Here is an 18943-nt window from a genome sequence, read left to right on the forward strand (position 1 = left end):
ATTAAAATGTTAAGTTTAAACCAATAGTGTAAATGGCTGAAATTGGATAAATATTATTATCAACTCCCATTTGTACACGGTCTGTATTTAAGATTTCAGGCGAGAATCCATTATATTTGAAACTTGTCCATGGGTTCTGGGCACTTACATATAATCTTAATTTAGTAATGGACATAGCGTCTGCAAATGCTTTTGGTAAGTTATACCCTACCTGAATATTTCTTATTCTTATATAGCTTCCATCTTCTACATAAAAACTATTAGGTAAAATTATAGCCTGATCATTCGTTGCCATTGGGTATGCATTTGATGTTCCTGCCCCATGCCATCTATTGTTGTAAAAATCTAAATCCCAGCTTTCATTTCCGTAACGCTGCTCCCTGTTAAAGTTGTAAATTTTATTTCCGAAGACACCCTGAAAGTCAATAGCAAAATCAAAATCATATACATTCAGATTAACACCAAACCCATATGTTCCTTTAGGAATAGGACTTCCCAAAAATGTTTTATCTCTGGCATCAATTACCCCATTTCCGTCAATATCTGCAAATCTAAATCCTCCAGCTTTTGCTCCGTTCTGAGTAGCCCATGCGTCCACTTCGGCCTGGTTCTGGAAAATCCCGTCTACCTGATATCCGAAATAGGAACCAACAGCCTGTCCTTCCTGCAATCTTATAATAGAGTTACCATATAAACTCGCTCCAGTCTGTAAATAAGATCCATTAAAAACAGAGGTAATTCTGTTTTTCAAAGTGGTCATATTTCCATAAACACCCAGTTTTACATTATCACTAATCTTAGTATCATAATTAACAGAGAATTCAAATCCTTTATTATTAAAAGAGTAAGCATTGGTAATATAATTATTCCAGTTACCCGCACCAGAAACAGTTCCCTGAACGATACCATAAACAACATCTTTGGTATCTTTATCAAAATAGGTAGCATCAATTTTCAATTTATTATTCAGCAACGCCATTTCTAATCCAAAATCTTTACCTGTTGTTGTTTCCCAACCAATATTCGGGTCTATAATCTGGTCTATTGTCTGAGCAGGGTATCCAGTATTTCCGTAATAGGTTCCGGCTTCAATAATACTTGTATTCAAAGTATAAGCTCTCTGTACATCAGGATTACCTAATTTACCCCAGCTTGCTCTTAATTTTAAAAGATTAAAAACATTCTGCTCACTCATGAAACTTTCTTTAGAAACCACCCATCCTGCGCTTACAGCCGGGAATATACGATACCTGTCGTCAGAAGAATATTTAGAAGTTCCATCTCTACGTATGGATGCGTTCACCAGATATCTTCCGTCATAATCATAGTTAAGTCTTCCAAAAAAAGATTCAATTCTATCCTGATATGGAATCACATTTCTTTCTCCTTTATCAAAACTGGTCAGATAAATATCTGTTCCATTCGAAATACCCAGCGAAGAATTTGTTCCGTCATAACCTACATTCAATGCTTCGGCATAGTTCTGGGAATAAGAGTTTCTTGTTCTGGAAAATCCTGCTAATAATTCAACATTGTGTTTTCCGAAATCTCTTTTCCAGCTTAATGTATTGTCCCAGATATAATTTCTGGTCTTAGCATCTCTTGTTATTAATTTAGTAGGTTTTTGATCTGCTGTAGGGACATAGCCAAATGTTGGCGTATATTCGTACTTACTGGAATTGATGTTATCAGAGCTATAGCTGATTCGTAAAGTAAAGTCTTTTAAAAATTTATATTCTCCCCATATATTATTCAGCAATCTTTCTTCTCTGGTCTGAGATCTGAATAAATCTAATTTTGCTCTTGGATTAGGAATCTTCGCCAGTGTAAAATACTGATATCCTCCTGTAGCCGGATCAATGGGACCATAAATAGGCGGTGAAGAGTAAGCATCCAGTAAGGTATTCTGCGCATGATCTGTACGCATTTTTGAAAAAGTGAAATTATTTCCGATGGTAATATTATCGGTAATTTTATAGGTAAGATTTACTTTAGTGGTAAATCTGTTAAAGCCACTTCCCGAGTTAATTCCCCGCCCCGCTGCTAAGTTTCCTTCGTCCTGAAGATTTCCTGCACTTAAGTAATAATTCAGTTTTCCAAGATTACCCGATGCTGAAATATCATTAGAGTTAATGATACTTGTTCTAAAAATTTCTTTGAACCAATCTGTATCCTGAGGATAAGAAGACCTGTTTAAAAATACAGGATTATTTACTTTATCATTGATTAATTTCTCATTATATAACTCTAAATACTGGTCTGAATTAACCATTTTAGGAATATTCGTTACTGTTTTAATTCCTAAATAGGAGTTGAAATTGAAAACAGGTTTCTTTCCTTTTCCGGTTTTGGTTTTGATAATCACCGCTCCGTTTGAAGCTCTTGCTCCATAAATTGCCAAACTCGAAGGATCTTTCAGGACACTCATGGATTCAATATCCTGAGGGTTTAGGAAAGAGATATCATCAGTAATCATTCCGTCAACAATAAAAACAGTTTTACCTGTCAAAGAGCTGATTCCCCGGATATCAACTCTGGGCGAGCCGCCCGGTGCTCCGGAATTCAATACCTGTACCCCTGATAATCTACCCTGAATAGAACTGATTGGATTAGCATTAGGTCTGTTAGCCAAATCCTTAGCAGAAACGATTCCGATACTACCGGTCACATTTTCTTTTTTCTGAGATCCATACCCGATCAAAACTACTTCCTCGATCTTCTGCTCTTTTACAGCAGTATCTTTTGGAGCAGTCTGCGCATTGGCGTTCATACCGAAGTATAGAACAGCAATGAGGCATGAATACTTTAAATCACGTTGTTTCATATAGTTCAATTTTATTTCGTACAATCAAATTTAAACATGTCTTAATAGTGGAGTTATTCTAAATTCTCAAAAAAAGACATTAGTCAAAAATAGAAAAAAAAACGAACAATGTTAACAATTATTAAAAATTTAACAAAATCAGTTAATTTCTAGATATAAATTCAAAACAAACGAAACATAAAGAAATAAACAGCAATACAAAGTAAAATTCAAAGAAAAATAAACAATTGAAAAATTCATAATTCCACTTAAAAGTTAACTAAATCAGTAGGGTAAAATTAATATTTTGTTAAACTAGAGAATAGTCTTTACCTTTGGCGCAGTATTTGAAAAAACAAGATAAAGATCAATGAAAAAATACCTTATCGCAGCAGCCGTTTTAATAGGAACCGGAGCCGCCATTATCACCACAACACAGTCATGCACTTCCATGGCTACTTCCGACCTGGGCTTATCGATCATTAAACGAATGCTTTTGAACGGCATTGACAAAGGGATGGGCATCTACAGTAACAAAGAAGCTTTTCTTCAAAACAATATGGTAGATAAGGCTCTTCCAAAACAACTTAGAGACATCAACTCCACTCTGGAAAAGATAGCGCCTTCCCTTGTTGCCAAAGAGAGAGATTATATTGCACAGGCAGCGTCTTACACCGTGAATATTTCCAAACCGATTCTCCAGGGAGCTGTAAACAGTCTGAATGCTCAGGACGTTACCAGAATCATCCAGGGTACAACAGCAACCCAAATCCTGAAAGAAAAAACTTCGCAACAGCTTGTTGCAGCCATTGCACCAAAGGTTGATGAAAAACTGAACGAATACGGTATTATAAAAACCCTTAATACGGCACTATCCGGAAACAATCTTCTGGGCAGCCTTCTGGGTGGAGGAAATAATACAGTGAATGCAGGAGGATTAAGCCAGCTTGCTTCTGAACAACTGGTAAACGGCCTCTTCAATATTATCGAAGATTACGAGCACCAAAACTCCAAGACGTTACTCGGACCACTTGGAAAATAGAAAAAAAATCGTTATATTTATATATAATTTAACAACGGCAGATGGACATATTACAAGGAAATCAACACGCAACTCCCGAGGATTTTTACAAATCTCTAAAGGAAAAGCTGGAAGGTCATCACGACTTTCCGGAAGATTATTTATTTAAATTTATCATTCCCACAGACCAGGCAAAACTTACTGAGATTTACAAAGTTTTTGATGGCATTAAATTTACACTGGGAAACCGCGAAAGCAAAAACGGAAAATATACAGCCTGTAACATCAACGCATTTGTACTGGATGCAGATCAGGTTGTCAATATTTATAAAGAAGTATCAAAAATAGAAGGTGTTATTCTATTATAATACTTTACTTCTAAAAATAAGAAACGGCTATTTCTACTTTTGAAACAGCCGTTTTTTTATTGATTTTTTATTTTTCAATAAAGAATTTCACATTTTCAATAGGTCTTCCCAGCATAGCCACGGAGCCTTTGATCAGAATCGGACGCTGGATAAGGGAAGGATTTTCAGAGAGAATCTTCAGCCACTCTTCTTCAGAATACTCTTTATCAGCAAAATTCTCTAAGTAGAGTTTATCAGTCTTGCGGATCAGATGAAATACGGTCTGATTCAGTTTTTTCAATACCGTTTTAATTTCCAGAATACTTAGCGGATCTTCAATAATGTTGATGATCTCGAACGGTACACCATTTTCGTCCAGATATTCCAGTACAGCATTTGACTTTGAGCAGTCTCCGTTATGTAAAACTTTTACCAGCATAATACAGACATTTAAAAATTAAACTTTTCTCCTCAAATTTAGCAAGAAACCGTCTGATCTGCATCTTAAAATCTGATAAAAAATTGTTAAAAGCAAAATTTATTCATCAACTTTTACATATTCCAATGTCCTGTCTTATCGTTCGTACTAATTCTTTTCTTAGTATCAAAATAGTCCACTGTAAACGGAAAGGATATAACAAACACTTATACTGATTGTAAGTGTTTTTATTATCAGAAAGCTTTCATTTCCCATTACGGGATTTATCACCGTTGACTCCCTGGAACTTACCCCCTTCAAGAAATACCTGATATGTATTTTCAGGGAGGCTCTACTCTGTTTTTGGTTGCTTTAACCAGCTATCACTTTCCGATTAACTCTTTTGAATATGTATAAGGCTGAACACAAGAAATAATAAAAATTTCATTTGTTTGATTCTATATATGTTAAATGGTTCAAGAACTTATGTTAAGCACTCCCTAAGGGATTGTTTTAAAAGCTATATTCCGCTTCATGTTCTCCAAGTACAATCTGGAAGGATGGTGGTAGAGCTTCTTTATATTCCGGTTGTATACTAGGATTTCCCGGATATATCTTTCCGGTATATTTTATCAGGTAATTTTTACTTTTGCTCGGAATAATAAGATCTGCCCAGCCATTTGTTTTATTGGAAGAAATAGCGATAGGGCCACCCACCACTGTGAATCCATTGATCTTTTTACCTTTGCTGTTTAAAAGATAAACGGTGCACCCTCCCGTTCCACAGAAGTAGCTTCCAGCCATACCCACAAAGATTTCCTTATCACCATCACCATTCAGGTCTGCTTCAGTATAACGGAATTTTCGATCGTTCTCGGTCAGAATATTTAAATCATTTTTCAGCAGCTGCTCTCTCAAAACATTACCAATCAATAAAGCCTTCTGATCAGTAGGTACAGAATCATTTGTTGAGGATACAGCAACAGTATCTTTTGATTGTGCAGCCGGAGCTTCATGAATTCTGTTGCTGTCAGCAGTTGGAGAAGACTGTTTTTCTGTCTGTTTATTGCATGAAAGACAAAATAAGGAAACAAGGGAATATGCAAAAATATGTTTAATGTTTAAATACATAGATATAATTTGGTGGTTAGAAATGTGTTTTCAATTACATGATCAAAGCTACACATTTTTAAACTGTTAAACCATACAAAAACACAAAACCAGTAAGCCTTTATCCAATAAACAGATTGAACGAAAATAAAATAATTAAAATTTATATTTCAATGCATTTTATTAATCAAATCATTAAAATAATCCATGTAATTCTGCCTCTATTTTTTCAAGAATGAGCCCGAAATCTTCCGGTTTTTCAACAAAGTCCAGATCATCAACCTCAATGATCAGAAGCTTTCCTTCTGTATAATTGGAAATCCACTTCTCGTATTTCTGATTCAGTTTGGAAAGATATTCAATACTGATGGATGCTTCATATTCACGGCCTCTTTTGTAGATTTTCTTTACCAGATTGGGTACATCAGATTTTAAATAGATCAGAAGATCCGGTGCAGAGACGAAAGATTTCATCAGATTGAAAACCGATGCATAATTATTAAAATCCCTGTCTGAAAGAAGGTTCATATCATTTAAGTTTTCCGCAAAGATGTGGGCATCTTCATAGATTGTACGGTCCTGGATAATATTTTTGCCACTCTCTCTGATTTCTTTTACCTGACGGAATCTGCTTCCGAGGAAATAAATCTGCAATGCAAAACTCCATTTACTCATGTCTGCATAAAAATCCTCAAGGTAAGGATTATGATCTACATCTTCAAACTGCGCATCCCATCCGTAATGCTTGGAAAGCATAGTGGTTAAAGTAGTTTTTCCTGCTCCAATATTTCCTGTAACTGCAATATGCATATTCTTTTTCTCTTAGTATTTATTTAATTAAATTCCAACATCCTGAACTGTGGAGACATTTTCAATAAGCTTCTGTAAAGTATCCTCAGCTGCTTTTGGCTGGTCTTCCTTTTTTTGTTCAGCAGCTTCCGATCCATTTTCAGAGGCTTTCTCTGCCGTGGGTACGGAGGTTTTCTGTACAGCATCCGGTTCTGTCTGTTGCTTGGCTTCCTTTATTTTTTCAAGGTTGTAAAGATAGAGTTTGTTCGCTTTGATTGCAAAATATGACAGGATGTTTTTATCCACAATTTGCGCATCCGGATCTTCAAAAACTTTTACCATTCCTTTTTCAGGAACATATTTTAAAATAGAGTTTCCGGCAATCACTAAAATAATATCGTTCTCTCTTCTGAAACGTTTACCGTTTTCCAGAGATGCTTCAAAAAGCTTTTCAAATTTCAGGGTATAGATTCTTATATGTTTCCTGGTGAGGATATACACTTTATTTTCATATACTAAAAGATCAGTCAGATCATCAAAGCTAATATCAAAAGGATAGGAATTGATTGTGGTTTCATTTCTGAAGTTATACTGTATTAAACGCTTTGTACTATCGTCCAGAAGCCATAGCTGCTGAAGATCTTCCGCATACGCCATCCTGATAAATCCGAACTTTTGCCTGAAATCCAGTTTCTGGATCTCATTCATGTTCTGATCCACAAACTTCATCTCCTGAGCATTTTCCGAAAATAAAGGTACACTGAGAGGATTCTGAACAGACTGAACTTTATACGGAACGGTAAGCATCATTTTTCCCAACTGCTTTCCTAATGAATCGTATTTGGTAAAACTGAAATCCTTATTCTTATAGATGTACAGATTTCCGTAATCATCTGCCAGCATATCTTTTGCCTCCTTCAGTTTTAAGGTATCCAAAGGAAGTGTTTTCTGTCCGAAAGCTGTACAGAAAAGAAAAAAAAATAGTATGTTTAAAAATTTCACCCTTCTTTTTTAATGAGTTCAAGATACTGAAAAATTATTTCATCCAAAAGATGATTTAACCTGATATCATTATCATAAATATTAATCAAAACTGAGACCACGAGACGTTCTTTAGGATATATTCTCAGGTCGGACATTCCTCCCGGATAAGCACCTCCGTGGCCGAAATAATAATTCCTGTAAAAATCCCGTCCGGTAATGAATCCCAGCGCATAGGTTTTATCTTCATCCCTGGGAACTAACAGTTCTTTAAATGTTTCTTTAGACAGAATACGATCTGCATACAGGTATGAATTCCCAAGCTTTACCAAATCTTCGGAGGTCGAAAGGTAACAGCCCGGTCCATAATTAAAGCTGCAGTCTGTACAGGGTACGATCTTCAATTCATCATTCATCCGGTAGTAAAACCGCGAAGTATCTTCATCAAAATTTCCATCATCAGGAACAGTATGCTCTAAACCTGCTTTATCCAGCACCAATTCTTTTTTTGCCTTTATGATAGATTCCCCTGCCAGCTTTTCTAGCAGAACACCCAAAAGGATGTATCCATAATTACTGTAACTGTAAGAAGTTCCAGGTCTGGATATCAGCTCCGCATCCTGAAAAGACTGATAAAAATTACTCCTGTGAAGATTATTCTTCCCACACAGAAATCCTTTCTGCTTATCTCTCACCAGTCCGGCTCTATGGCTCAGCAATTGTTCGATCGTTATGTCATATTCTTTCTTAGGAAGGCTATCCAGGTACTTATAAACACTCTCTTTGAGGTTTACTTTATTCTGCTCCTGAAGGCTTGCTAATGCTACAGAAGTCATCGTTTTGGAAATGCTTCCTATTCTGAATTTGGTTTTGGACGGAATTACTTCAGTCTTATTTTCCACATCTGCATACCCCGACCCTTTGGAATAAACCAATTGATTTCTATAGGAAACAGAAATCGAAAGTCCTGGAATATTATATTTCTTTCTGAATTTTTCAAGCAGTTTATCCGTCTTTTTATCAAGAACAGAAAAGTCAGTTGTATTCTGCCCTGCCATGGTACAGAAAAAGAAAAAAGCGATAACCTGTACAACTTTTAAAGAAGTTTTTGTACTATTCATCATTATAAAACGGTCTCCTGTTTATTTAATGGAAACTTCATAAATTTTCGCCCAGTTTTTGCCGGTCACCAGCATATTATTTCCTTTGAAAGCAATTCCGTTGAGAACATGTTCACTGTTTTCCTGAACATTTTCTTCTGTTATTTTAGTAAAATCAAGTTTTCCAACCACTTCTCCGGTTGCAGGATTGATTTTGAGAATGAAAGGCTGATGCCAAACGTTAGCATAAATAAAGCCGTCATAATACTCCAGTTCATTCAGCTTATCATAAACTTCAGTATTTCCAGCCACAGAGATTGTTTTTATCACCTTTGAAGGATCATTTATATCCAGAAAAAATAAATTTTTCGAACCGTCAGTAGCAATCAGGTTTTCTCCGTCGTAAGTAAGTCCCCAACCCTCTTTCATGGCCTTCGCCATGCGGAATTCAGAAAGTTTTTTGAATGTATTTTTATCATATACAAAAACTTTCCTGTTTTGATAGGTCAGCTGATAGATTTTATCTCCAACTACCGCACAGCCTTCAGAAAAAATGTTAGCAGGCTGCCTGGCAACGAGACTGGGAACGGTTGAACCCAATGTATATTTTATAAGCTGAGAAGTTCCTTCCAGACCATCACTTTCGTAGACGGTATTACCTTCTATCAGAAATCCTTCCACAAAATTATCGGGATCATGAGGATAGTCTTTTATGATTTCATAGGCAATATTCTGTTCGGGTTTTCGGGCAAAAACATTAATGGTAGCATCCTGATTCAGGGTTTCTCCGTTTTTAGTTTTAATAACGAAAGTAACTTCATTATCCCCCATTGTGAAAAACTTAGGATCAATCGTTAAATCTGAGCTTTCTTTGTCTCCAAAACTGATAGCCACTGCTTCGACATTGTCTGTCACTTCTTTGGGTAAAGCAAGCTTATCTCCAAAATGATAGCCTTCTGCCTCCTTAGAATTATTAAAGTTAACCAGAGAATCAATTATCTTTTCATTATTGCTGCAGGAAACCAACAGAAAAACAGCGCCCAGTCCAATGGTTAGATTTCTTTTCAATGAGTAGTTTATAATCATTTTCCAAAAATAGTAATTTTTTGATCCCTTCATAGAGAACCCGAAACAAAATCACAGGTTATAAAAATTTCTTGTGAAGGCAAGCTTTGATAAAGCTTTACGTTGATTTTTATTTGAAACGCAAAGCTTCATGATGAATGCTGCTGATTTCAGGAGGCAAAGAACAGAATCAACTCTGTTGATTCGATGAAACGGACTGGATATTTTAATTATAAGTTTCAAGTTTGTCCAAATCATAAACTTGTGACCAGACCTGGTGTTACATCATGTTAATTCCTATTCAGTCTTTCAATACATGGCAAGAAAAACAGCGTTCCAAAGAGAACGCTGTTGTATGATTAAAAAGTTTCAGTCATTTATTTGATCTGTACTTCATAGATTTTCGACCAGTTTTTACCGGTTACCAGCATATTATCACCTTTGAAGGCAATTCCGTTCAGAACATCATCAGTTCCTTTGGTATTTTGCTTGGCAATTTCTGTAAAGTCAAAAGTTCCTACCACTTCTCCGTTGGCCGGATTGATTTTTAAAATAACCGGTTTCTGCCAAACGTTGGCATAGATAAAGCCTTTATGGTATTCCAGTTCGTTCAGCTGATCATAAGCCTGAGCACTTCCTGCAACAGCAATATGCTTAACTAATTTGGAAGGATCATTAACATCCAGGAAGTATAAAAGTTTGCTGCCGTCTGATGCAATCAGGTTTTTCCCGTCATAGGTAAGTCCCCAGCCTTCTCCAAGTACATTTGGATAAGCAAATTCTGAAAGCAGTTTCAAAGAACTTTTATCATAGATATATCCTTTTTTGCTCTGCCATGTCAGTTGGTATACTTTATCTCCTACAATGGTACTTCCTTCCGAAAAGTCTTCCTGAGCCTGTTTTGTGGAAGCAAGCGGTGTTGTTGTTCCCAATGTATATTTTAAGATCTGTGAAGATCCGTTCTGCCCGTCACTCTCATAAATAGTATTTCCTTCCGCCTGAAATCCCTGTACGAAATTTTTAGGATCGTGCGGATATTCTCCTACAATCTCATATGAAATTTTCTGCTCCGGATTTTTTGCAAATACATTGATGGTTGCATCCTGGTTCAGTATTTTTCCGCCTTTTGTTTTCACATTAAAGGTAACAGCATTATCTCCTAATGTAAAGAATTTAGGATCTACCGTAAGGTTTGAAGATTCTTTATCTCCGAAACTGATGGTAATACTTTCTGCATTTTCCGTTACCTCTTTCGGAAGTTCCAGTTTATCACCAAAGTGATAACCTTTGGTCTCCATAGAGTTGTTATAATCATTTAAAGTGTTCAGGATTTTTTCATCTTTGTTACAAGATGCCAGCAGGAGAACCGCTGCAAAACCTGCTATGATATTTTTTTTCATTGAATTTCTAAATATTTCCCCAAAAATAGCAAATTTTATTCCGTATTGCCAATATTATCCACGGGCTGTCCAAATTGTAGGATATAACCATTATTATCATAGATTCCAAATTCCCTCATTTCCCATTCAAAGGTTTCTATCTCATAGCAGATCTTTGCTTTTGTTTTAAGGTCTTCCCAAAGTTCATTTACATCATCCACATTGAAATAAAATGAGCCTGTAAAGCCTATCTTTTCAGACTTTTCATGTTCATTAGGCTGGGAAAGCATGATCTGCACTTCATCTTTGCGCAGGGACGCCCAATTCCAGTCATCATTTCTTCCCTGCAATGTAAATCCCAGAATGAGGGTGTAAAAATTAATGGTTTCATCCATATTTTCGGTCCATAATATGGGACGGACTGCTGTAAATTTTGTCATCGCTTTAGCTTTTCAAAGGTATTTTTATTGATTTTCATATTGACTGAAAGCCAGGTTTCATCGTCTATATTCACGGTACTCATCACTTCCGGATCTGTTTCAAAACCTACTTTTTTATAGCATTCAATTGCTCCAATATTCCAGTCGTAAACATTGAGTTCTGCAGTCTCGCGATCAAAATGACTGAATCCGTATTCCAGCAGATTTTCTACCGTCTTTCTTCCGTAACCTTTTCCTCTGTTGTTTTCATCCCAGATCAATATACGCCCAAGCAGAAAAGTATTCTCTTTCAGAAAGATCTGGGCATGACCGATTATATTTCCAATAGTTTTATCTTCAATACTGAACATGAATCTGTTTTTATTTTCAAGATCACCTTTCAGCTGTTCTTCCGTTAATGGAAAATGATAGGCAGGTCCTGCAAACTGGAGGAGCATTCTTTGATCTTTGATGTTAGAAATCAGTTCTGAAACATTCTCATCTTTAAAAGGAAGTAATTCAATCATTCTATTTATTTTCCAGATATAACTTCAAGCTCTGTCCGATAATAGCATTCCAGCCCTGAATAAAATTTTCACGGGAAAAGCCTTCTCCAAGCTCATTAAAATTCTCAATATTTTCATGGGTAAGCGTTACCAGCGTCTCCTCTCCTTTTGGCTGAAGATTCCAGGTTACCGTTGTTTCAGCTTTGGAAAAATCAGGATATGACCAGGTATGTTTTAAACGCTGTTCCGGGATCAATTCTAAAATCCGGCCGTGGTGGTGATACTTTTTTTCTTCTCCCGGTTCAAAAAAGTTAAATTCTTTTCCAACTTCCGGCTCAAAATCCTGAATATCAAAATACCAGTTTTTCATTTCCTCTTTATCAGTCAATGCTTTCCATACTTTTTGTACCGGAGCATTTATTGTGTACTGAACAGTGATGGGTGTATCCATAAATAAAACTCAAAAAGATTTTACATAAAATTACATATTAAAATGGCAAAAGCCGCAAAAGTTTATTTTAAATATTCTTTTACGGCTTCTATAGAGCTTATTTAAATCTGTGTTATTAATGAGCAAACCCTGTAATCTTTGCTTCATCAAAATCCAGCTGCATCTCAATGGTTCTCATCACATGATCATCAAATATTTTTTCTCTTTTCATTCGGTGCAGTTCATTTCTCTGTGCCTGAATGATCTGACGGAGAACGTCTTTATTTTCATTAATTGCGGTTACATAATCTCCTGTGGAAGCCATACACTGAGCTTTGTCTGCCATCAGCATCATTTCATTTTCCAGCTTATGCTTCTGGTGGCGTACGAGGCTGTTACGTTCTGCCAATTCAGAAAAATCGTTCTCTAATTTGTGCATGGCTGTTTCCTTCAGTTTACGCATCAGAATTACTTCCTGCTTTTCTTCCGGCAGCTCACTTCCTGCATCCTGTATGTTCAGGAATTTCAGGATTGGGGTAAGAAGCAATCCCTGTCCTACTAAAGTGATCAGAATAATAACAAAAGTTACAAACAAAATAATATTACGGTGCGGAAAAGCCTCTCCGTTAGGTAAAAATGCAGGAATAGACAATGCAGCCGCCAATGATACCACTCCCCTCATTGCTGCAAAGCTGATGATAAAAGGTTCCCGCCAGTCGGGTTTGGGTACTTTAAGTCTTAATTCTTTGGAGCAGACCCTTGGAAAATACATCAGTGCGTAGCTGTACAGCATTCTGGTCAGGATAATAGCCCCACCAATCACAATGCTATAGAAAATCCCTTCTGAAATGGTATAGTCTTTCATTCCGGCTACAACCACAGGGAGTTCAAGCCCAATAAGGATGAAAATAATTGTATTCATCACAAATATGAGCACGCTCCAGACATTTCCCGACTGTATCCTCGACGTATGGCTTAAATAACAATGTGAATTATAGGACATCAATAATCCTCCTGCCACTACTGCAAGCACTCCGGAGAAGTGAAAATGTTCTGCTCCTACATACATAATGTAAGGAACAATAAGGGTAATCACGGTATCTATATTGGAGTTGGAAGGAATTAACCTTAATAGTGCCCCAAACAGCAAGCCGGTTCCCACTCCTACTGCCACTCCTCCGATAGCCATTGTAAAGAAATCCTGAACGGCATCTCTCCAGATAAACTGTCCGGAAATAACGGCTGCAAGCGCAAATTTAAATACAATTAAGCTGGAAGCATCATTAATTAAGCTTTCCCCTTCCAGAATATTGGTGATTTTTTTAGGGATCTTCATATGCTTCAGTACAGAGGTTGCGGCTACCGCATCAGGCGGAGAATTCACTCCTCCCAACAGAAATCCCATGGCTACGGTTAATCCCGGAATAATGGAAGATGAAAGATAGGCCACTACAATTGAGGTTAAAAACACCAGTCCGAAAGCCATTGAAAAGATCTGCTTCCTCCATTTGTGGAAATCCTGCCAGGAGGTAAACCACGCCGCCTCAAACAAAATTGGCGGCAAAAAGATAAGGAATACAAGGTCCGGTTCTATTTCTATATGGGGCATTCCCGGAATGAGGCTTATCAGCAATCCGGCAATCACCAGAAAGATAGGATAAGCTACTTTCAGTTTCTGCCCTATCATCACTAATATCATTACAGACAGAAGTACTGCAATGGATATGATAACATAACTGTGAATCATCTTGAGTTTGTTTTTTAGTTGTTTTTTAGTTAATCTGTGAGATTGTAAAACTTATATGGATCTTTCTACATCCACGGTTTACATCACGATATTATTCTTCGGAGCAATGGCTGGCGGAAGATCGGACTCATCCAGCATATCTCTCATATCAATTTCAATCGTTCTGCTGATCTGGGTAATCGGCACATCATTAGGGCTTCCTTCAAAAGGATTGACAGAAGCTTCTCCCACGCTGTCTAATGTGTGAAAGCACCATGTCACCAATAACGAAAACGGAATATTGAACCATAAAGTCCAGCCTTCCAGCACTGTTCCGTCGCCCAGTTTATCAAGCTCTTTCAATAATCCGAATGGTACGAAAAGAATGAAAAGCAGCAAAAGGTAAGTAGTAATGGAGGAAAAGTTTCTCGGATACGGAAAGTTTTTAATTCTTTCTGCTTTCCCCTGATCATCGGTAAATTTTACCAGCTGCTGATTGATCTGCGTCCATTGGAAATCATTAATATCTCCCTTGGCATAGGCTTCTGAAAGTTCCCTGCTCTGAGCAGCCATTAATTGAGTGGCCCTGTTTTTCTTACTCAGAATGTATTGAAGTTCATCTTCGGCAAGGTATTTTTTCAATTCGTCTTCCAGCTTTGAAGTGCGTTCCGGAATTTCATACTTCTTAGCGTATTCATCAAATTGTGCGGTTCCCATATTTTCCCATACTCTCGGCTCCCTAAGTTGGAAACGGAGCGCAGTAAGCCATGCATAATGACGGAGAAACATTTCTTTTACTTTTTTTGGATCTTTTGCTGTAAGAGCATCCCTCAGTATATACCCGAAACTCCGGCTGTCATTGATGATGGAGCCATAGATCTGTCTGGCTTCCCATAACCTGCTGTAGCTGGCATTATTCTTAAATCCGACAATGAATGCGACGGCTGTTCCCATAATCGCAATCGGCTGCCAGGGGACTGAAAGAAATTTCCAACCAAAAAAGTATAATATTGTGGGAATTGCCGACAATATTGTTAAAACGTAGATACTCTGCCTCGTCCATTTTGCGAATTCGCGGGCTCCGAACCTTTTCCCTGAGTGCATATGTGTTTATTTTATTTATGTTTCTGTTTATTGTTAACCAACAGTTTTTTCTTCATCAGGCACTTTCAGGAATAACTATTGGTATTAGTTTTTGGTAAACGGAATATTATTATAAAAACCGATCTGAATCTGTCCGCGATTTCTGTTTTCCTGAATCTGGTTCATATATCCGGCTTCAATCCTCATGTTTTTATTGATTACATATCCCAATGCCCCGTATACTCTGTTTCTGTCGAACACCGGGCTGTCAAAATGCAGGAAAATCTCGTTATAGACTGATGCATAGAGAGATTTCGGCAGCATTTCTTTTTGAGTGATAGGAATATTCAATCCCAGCATATAACGGAATCTCATTCTGAAATCGCTTTCCAGGAAGCGCTCTTCCAAGCGATATCGGTGCTGCAGGTTGAAGCGCCCAAATTTCTGCTTGGTGATATACTGCTGGAAGATCCTGTGCTCAATATTTTCTTTTTTTTCACCGTTTACGTAAGGCTGGCTTAAAATAAATCCATATCCCAACAGCACATTGTTATTATTCTCGGTAAGATCATATCCTACCCCGGTACGGATCAAAAGCTGTTCAAGGTCTCCCACTGCATCAAAGTTCCGGTACTGGATTTCGTTATGCCAGTTCAGCTTTTTGCTGATCTTGTTATTTCCGAAATACATATACCATGCTCCCAGGTCATTCTTCTGTGCCCATGCACTTATTGATCCAAGACTTAATACTGTTAATGCCAGCTTCGTAAAAACCTTTCTCATAAATACCAATTACTATTATCTATCACGTTGAACAAATTTAATACTTTAAATCAATAATAGCAAATGATATTTACTGGGAAAGCAATAGATTAGTTTACACAGAATATTAACTTATAAATCCCGATGAAAAGATACTTTCTCTAATCTCTGCCCGGAATATGCTCCAGCAGGACATCATTTCCTTTTTTATCAAAATAAGTACAGGTCATCGCATCAAGGTCCATTTTCCAGCCTTCTATCCCGTTTTCTGCACAGTCATTACAGAAAGTGACATAATCTGTTCCTCCCTGCTGGTGAAGTTTTAATCTTTTAATAAAGTCTTCAAGTTTTACTGCTTCGGAAATACTTCTTACCCCATCATCTTTCTTTCCTGTAGTTGCCAACTGATTATCTTCATCAAAGTAATCTGTATTTCCGTCAGCAACATAGGCCGTATAATTGGAAACTCCCAGTTCTTTCAATGCCTGAATATATTTCGGAAAATCGGCACCGCTTTTTACTTTTTGGTGCTCAGCTTTAATATCATCAATGGTAAATTTCATCTTTATTGTTTATGGTTTAATCAATGCCTTTCTTTAAAAAGTCATTATCAAATTTAAAAATTTTCGGGATGCAAATGTATGATAAAATAAAAACCGACAGAAGATCTGTCGGTTTATTTTTAACTATATTTCTTATACAAAATATTCATATTAAGGATGCTGCTGCATTTTTGCAGGATCATCATAATTGACCATCCAGCCAATTCCGAACTTATCGGTGAACATTCCGAAATAAGCTCCCCAGAAAGTATCTGCCATTGGCATTGTTACCTGCCCGCCAGCAGAAAGTCCTGCAAATAATTTGTCTGCTTCTTCTTTAGACTCTGCATTTATAGAGATTGAAAAATTGTTCCCAGCTTTGAAACCGGAAGACCATTCTCCACCAGTATCGCTTCCCATTAAAATGGTTTCTTTGGAAATAGGAAGAGAAACATGCATAATTTTGTCTTTATCTTCTTCGGGAGTTTCTTTTCCGTCCATAGGAGGCATTTCTCCGAAAGTTCCGATATAAGGATATTCACCGCCGAACACTGATTTATAGAAATCAAATGCTTCTCTGCAATTGCCGTTGAATGTTAAATAAACGTTTACTGTTGCCATGATTTTTTTTTAATAAGTTTTTTTAAGATAAGTTTTTATACAGATTATCTGTGCTGATCAATCAGGATCATGTTTCCATCCGGATCTTTCAGGAAAATATGTTCCGGGCCCGAAGTGGTTTCATCAGCAGATTTATCAAGTTCAATTCCATTTTCCTTTAAATGTTTCTGAATCTCCCGGACATCATCAAAAGACTCCAGGTTTTGGGCATTTTCGTCCCAACCAGGGTTGAAGGTAAGCATATTTCCATCGAACATCGCCTGAAACAGACCGATCAATGTGTTTCCGTTTTTCATGATCAGGTAGTTCTGATCCATATTTCCGCCCATAGCAGAGAATCCCAGCTTTTCATAAAAATCTTTGGATTTCTGAAGGTCTTTTACGCTTAAGCTGAGTGAGAATACTCCTAATCTCATATTGTTTTTGTTTTTAAAGCTATTTTACTTCCTATAAATACAAGGCCCCAGACTGCAATTCCCAAGATCCAGAACCAGATAGGAGTTGGCAGAGACATCATCATATAAATGGTGATCATCAGAAAAATAATACCACAAACAACTGCAGATGTATGTTTTCCATTAGCTGCAATTTTTGAAGCTGTATATCCGGAAACGAAAGCTGCCAGTGCGTAGGCGATAATAACGAAGAACAACGCCATAAAAGGAGCGGATGCCACATATTCCTTCATGGCTTCCATATCATTGCTTCCTGCTGCTGCAGGTCTTGGATAGAGCATATGCCCTATTTTTTCTACGATGGTTATGCAGATGATCCCTGCAATAAGCCCTCCCGGGACTGCCAATATTCTTCTCAACATAATTATTGGTTTTTTAAGCGGGTTTTAAAGTCCAGTGTTCCGTCATAGCTTTTCCAGTCGCCGGTGAGTTCTATATCCTGATCTTCAATTTTTTCGGTTTTCTTATTCCATTTGAAGGTATAGGTGAACTTCCCTTTGAAAAGTCCTGAATGTTTTCCTTTATTTTCTTCTGCCAGTTCATATTCTCCGAATACTGTGCCTTTACTCTTGGCATCTTTGTATTTGGTAATGATGAATTTTCCTTCGAATTTTGCATAGTTATCATCAACAAGCGAATAACCGGAAACAAAATATTCCTGATCATTTTTCTTATTCTGTTCAGAAATATTGATCTTCATCTTTAATTCCTGCCCTTTGCCACCGATGGTTCCGATGTAAGGTTTACTGCTGTTGAGCCAGACATTTGAAATATCCGGCATTTGTGCCCATGCAAAATTACAGGCAAGAATGAGGAGGTATAAAAGTTTTTTCATAGATGGGTAAGGCTTAAACTCCGAACTGAGACAGGTGATGGTTCAGATGTTTCGCAAACATATTATTCCATTCCTGAGCGGTAAGTTTTCCAAAAGAAAAAGATTCTTTGCCATCAAAAGCATCCGGACCCAGCTGCTGTGTTTTCTGGATAAACCCGATTAGTCTTTTCTTTTCTTCTTCGAAATTTTTTCTTCCGGAGATCAGAAACTGCGGAGCTGTAGGAGAATCTCTAGGATATGCTTTTTCTCCCACTACTTTAGGTTTTACAAAAGTTTTCAGAATGAATTTGGCAATGGCTCCCGGCTTCTTATGTTTTTCAGGTTCGTATACCATTTCATAAGATATACTGCAGTGTGCCAGCATCTGGTCCACTGTCATTTTGCCCCATAAACCATGGGTATCTTCAACAAGTTTGTTTATTCTATCTATATAATTCTGAGCATCTTTTGCATCAAATACATTTTCCATAGTCTGTTAAATTATCTGAAAGCAAATATATCAGTTTTTTCTTTTGATTGGATAGGGCAACAAAAAAGTTGTTAATTGTTTT

General features: G+C 37.1%; 22 protein-coding genes. 2 read left to right on the plus strand and 20 right to left on the minus strand.

Annotated elements, in window-relative coordinates:
• Position 1 precedes the first annotated feature (1 nt).
• The gene (locus FW768_RS05530; protein WP_153393503.1) at positions 2-2824 is read right to left on the minus strand and encodes a SusC/RagA family TonB-linked outer membrane protein; all 2823 of its coding nucleotides are present in this window, start codon (positions 2822-2824) and stop codon (positions 2-4) included.
• 349 nt (positions 2825-3173) lie between these two features.
• Between FW768_RS05530 and FW768_RS05535 the strand changes: the two genes are divergently transcribed.
• Both FW768_RS05535 and FW768_RS05540 read left to right on the plus strand, forming a co-directional pair.
• Positions 3174-3845 (plus strand): DUF4197 family protein, encoded by a 672-nt coding sequence (locus FW768_RS05535; protein ID WP_153393506.1) that lies wholly within the window; start codon positions 3174-3176, stop codon positions 3843-3845.
• A gap of 41 nt (positions 3846-3886) precedes the next feature.
• Positions 3887-4192, plus strand: coding sequence for a DUF493 family protein (locus FW768_RS05540; RefSeq protein ID WP_153393508.1), 306 nt, complete (start codon positions 3887-3889; stop codon positions 4190-4192).
• Between the two features lie 67 nt (positions 4193-4259).
• On the opposite strand, the gene FW768_RS05545 is transcribed toward FW768_RS05540, so the two are convergent.
• From FW768_RS05545 to FW768_RS05635, 19 genes are all read right to left on the minus strand, one after another.
• Entirely contained in the window at positions 4260-4610 is a 351-nt protein-coding gene (locus FW768_RS05545; protein WP_062696260.1) for an ArsC/Spx/MgsR family protein, read from the minus strand.
• 492 nt (positions 4611-5102) lie between these two features.
• Positions 5103-5720, minus strand: a complete 618-nt coding sequence (locus FW768_RS05550) for a hypothetical protein (protein ID WP_153393510.1) — start codon at positions 5718-5720, stop codon at positions 5103-5105.
• A 174-nt stretch (positions 5721-5894) separates the two neighbouring features.
• Complete coding sequence (locus tag FW768_RS05555) at positions 5895-6509, minus strand: deoxynucleoside kinase (protein WP_153393512.1); 615 nt, start codon at positions 6507-6509, stop codon at positions 5895-5897.
• Between the two features lie 27 nt (positions 6510-6536).
• Positions 6537-7490, minus strand: a complete 954-nt coding sequence (locus FW768_RS05560; protein WP_153393514.1) for a hypothetical protein — start codon at positions 7488-7490, stop codon at positions 6537-6539.
• Positions 7487-8593, minus strand: a complete 1107-nt coding sequence (locus FW768_RS05565) for a serine hydrolase domain-containing protein (RefSeq protein ID WP_153393516.1) — start codon at positions 8591-8593, stop codon at positions 7487-7489. The genes FW768_RS05560 and FW768_RS05565 overlap by 4 nt, the downstream gene beginning before the upstream one ends.
• 18 nt (positions 8594-8611) lie before the next feature.
• Positions 8612-9637, minus strand: a complete 1026-nt coding sequence (locus FW768_RS05570; RefSeq protein WP_153393518.1) for a glutaminyl-peptide cyclotransferase — start codon at positions 9635-9637, stop codon at positions 8612-8614.
• A gap of 374 nt (positions 9638-10011) precedes the next feature.
• A complete protein-coding gene (locus FW768_RS05575) occupies positions 10012-11034 on the minus strand; it encodes a glutaminyl-peptide cyclotransferase (RefSeq protein WP_153393520.1) in 1023 nt (340 codons plus the stop codon).
• A 35-nt stretch (positions 11035-11069) separates the two neighbouring features.
• Positions 11070-11453: a VOC family protein gene (locus FW768_RS05580; RefSeq protein WP_153393522.1), complete on the minus strand. Its 384-nt coding sequence runs from the start codon at positions 11451-11453 to the stop codon at positions 11070-11072.
• Entirely contained in the window at positions 11450-11959 is a 510-nt protein-coding gene (locus tag FW768_RS05585) for a GNAT family N-acetyltransferase (protein WP_153393524.1), read from the minus strand. The genes FW768_RS05580 and FW768_RS05585 overlap by 4 nt, the downstream gene beginning before the upstream one ends.
• 1 nt (position 11960) lies before the next feature.
• The gene (locus FW768_RS05590; protein WP_153393526.1) at positions 11961-12389 is read right to left on the minus strand and encodes an SRPBCC family protein; all 429 of its coding nucleotides are present in this window, start codon (positions 12387-12389) and stop codon (positions 11961-11963) included.
• 115 nt (positions 12390-12504) lie between these two features.
• Positions 12505-14115: a Na+/H+ antiporter gene (locus FW768_RS05595; protein WP_153393527.1), complete on the minus strand. Its 1611-nt coding sequence runs from the start codon at positions 14113-14115 to the stop codon at positions 12505-12507.
• Positions 14116-14193: 78 nt separating this feature from the next.
• Positions 14194-15198: a bestrophin family protein gene (locus tag FW768_RS05600; RefSeq protein WP_153393529.1), complete on the minus strand. Its 1005-nt coding sequence runs from the start codon at positions 15196-15198 to the stop codon at positions 14194-14196.
• A gap of 84 nt (positions 15199-15282) precedes the next feature.
• Positions 15283-15960 (minus strand): DUF2490 domain-containing protein, encoded by a 678-nt coding sequence (locus tag FW768_RS05605; protein WP_153393530.1) that lies wholly within the window; start codon positions 15958-15960, stop codon positions 15283-15285.
• Between the two features lie 140 nt (positions 15961-16100).
• Positions 16101-16502 (minus strand): DUF1398 domain-containing protein, encoded by a 402-nt coding sequence (locus FW768_RS05610; RefSeq protein WP_153393531.1) that lies wholly within the window; start codon positions 16500-16502, stop codon positions 16101-16103.
• A gap of 150 nt (positions 16503-16652) precedes the next feature.
• The gene (locus FW768_RS05615) at positions 16653-17102 is read right to left on the minus strand and encodes a VOC family protein (protein WP_153393533.1); all 450 of its coding nucleotides are present in this window, start codon (positions 17100-17102) and stop codon (positions 16653-16655) included.
• 44 nt (positions 17103-17146) lie between these two features.
• Positions 17147-17518 carry a VOC family protein gene (locus FW768_RS05620; RefSeq protein WP_153393534.1) on the minus strand — a complete coding sequence of 124 codons (372 nt, stop codon included), beginning with the start codon at positions 17516-17518 and terminating at the stop codon, positions 17147-17149.
• Complete coding sequence (locus FW768_RS05625) at positions 17515-17919, minus strand: hypothetical protein (RefSeq protein WP_153393536.1); 405 nt, start codon at positions 17917-17919, stop codon at positions 17515-17517. The genes FW768_RS05620 and FW768_RS05625 overlap by 4 nt, the downstream gene beginning before the upstream one ends.
• Before the next feature lie 2 nt (positions 17920-17921).
• Positions 17922-18392, minus strand: a complete 471-nt coding sequence (locus FW768_RS05630; RefSeq protein ID WP_153393538.1) for a hypothetical protein — start codon at positions 18390-18392, stop codon at positions 17922-17924.
• A 13-nt stretch (positions 18393-18405) separates the two neighbouring features.
• Positions 18406-18861, minus strand: a complete 456-nt coding sequence (locus tag FW768_RS05635; protein WP_153393540.1) for a DUF1569 domain-containing protein — start codon at positions 18859-18861, stop codon at positions 18406-18408.
• Positions 18862-18943 lie beyond the last annotated feature (82 nt).

The sequence above is a fragment of the Chryseobacterium vaccae genome (assembly GCF_009602705.1).
GTDB classification, from domain to species: Bacteria; Bacteroidota; Bacteroidia; order Flavobacteriales; family Weeksellaceae; genus Chryseobacterium; species Chryseobacterium vaccae.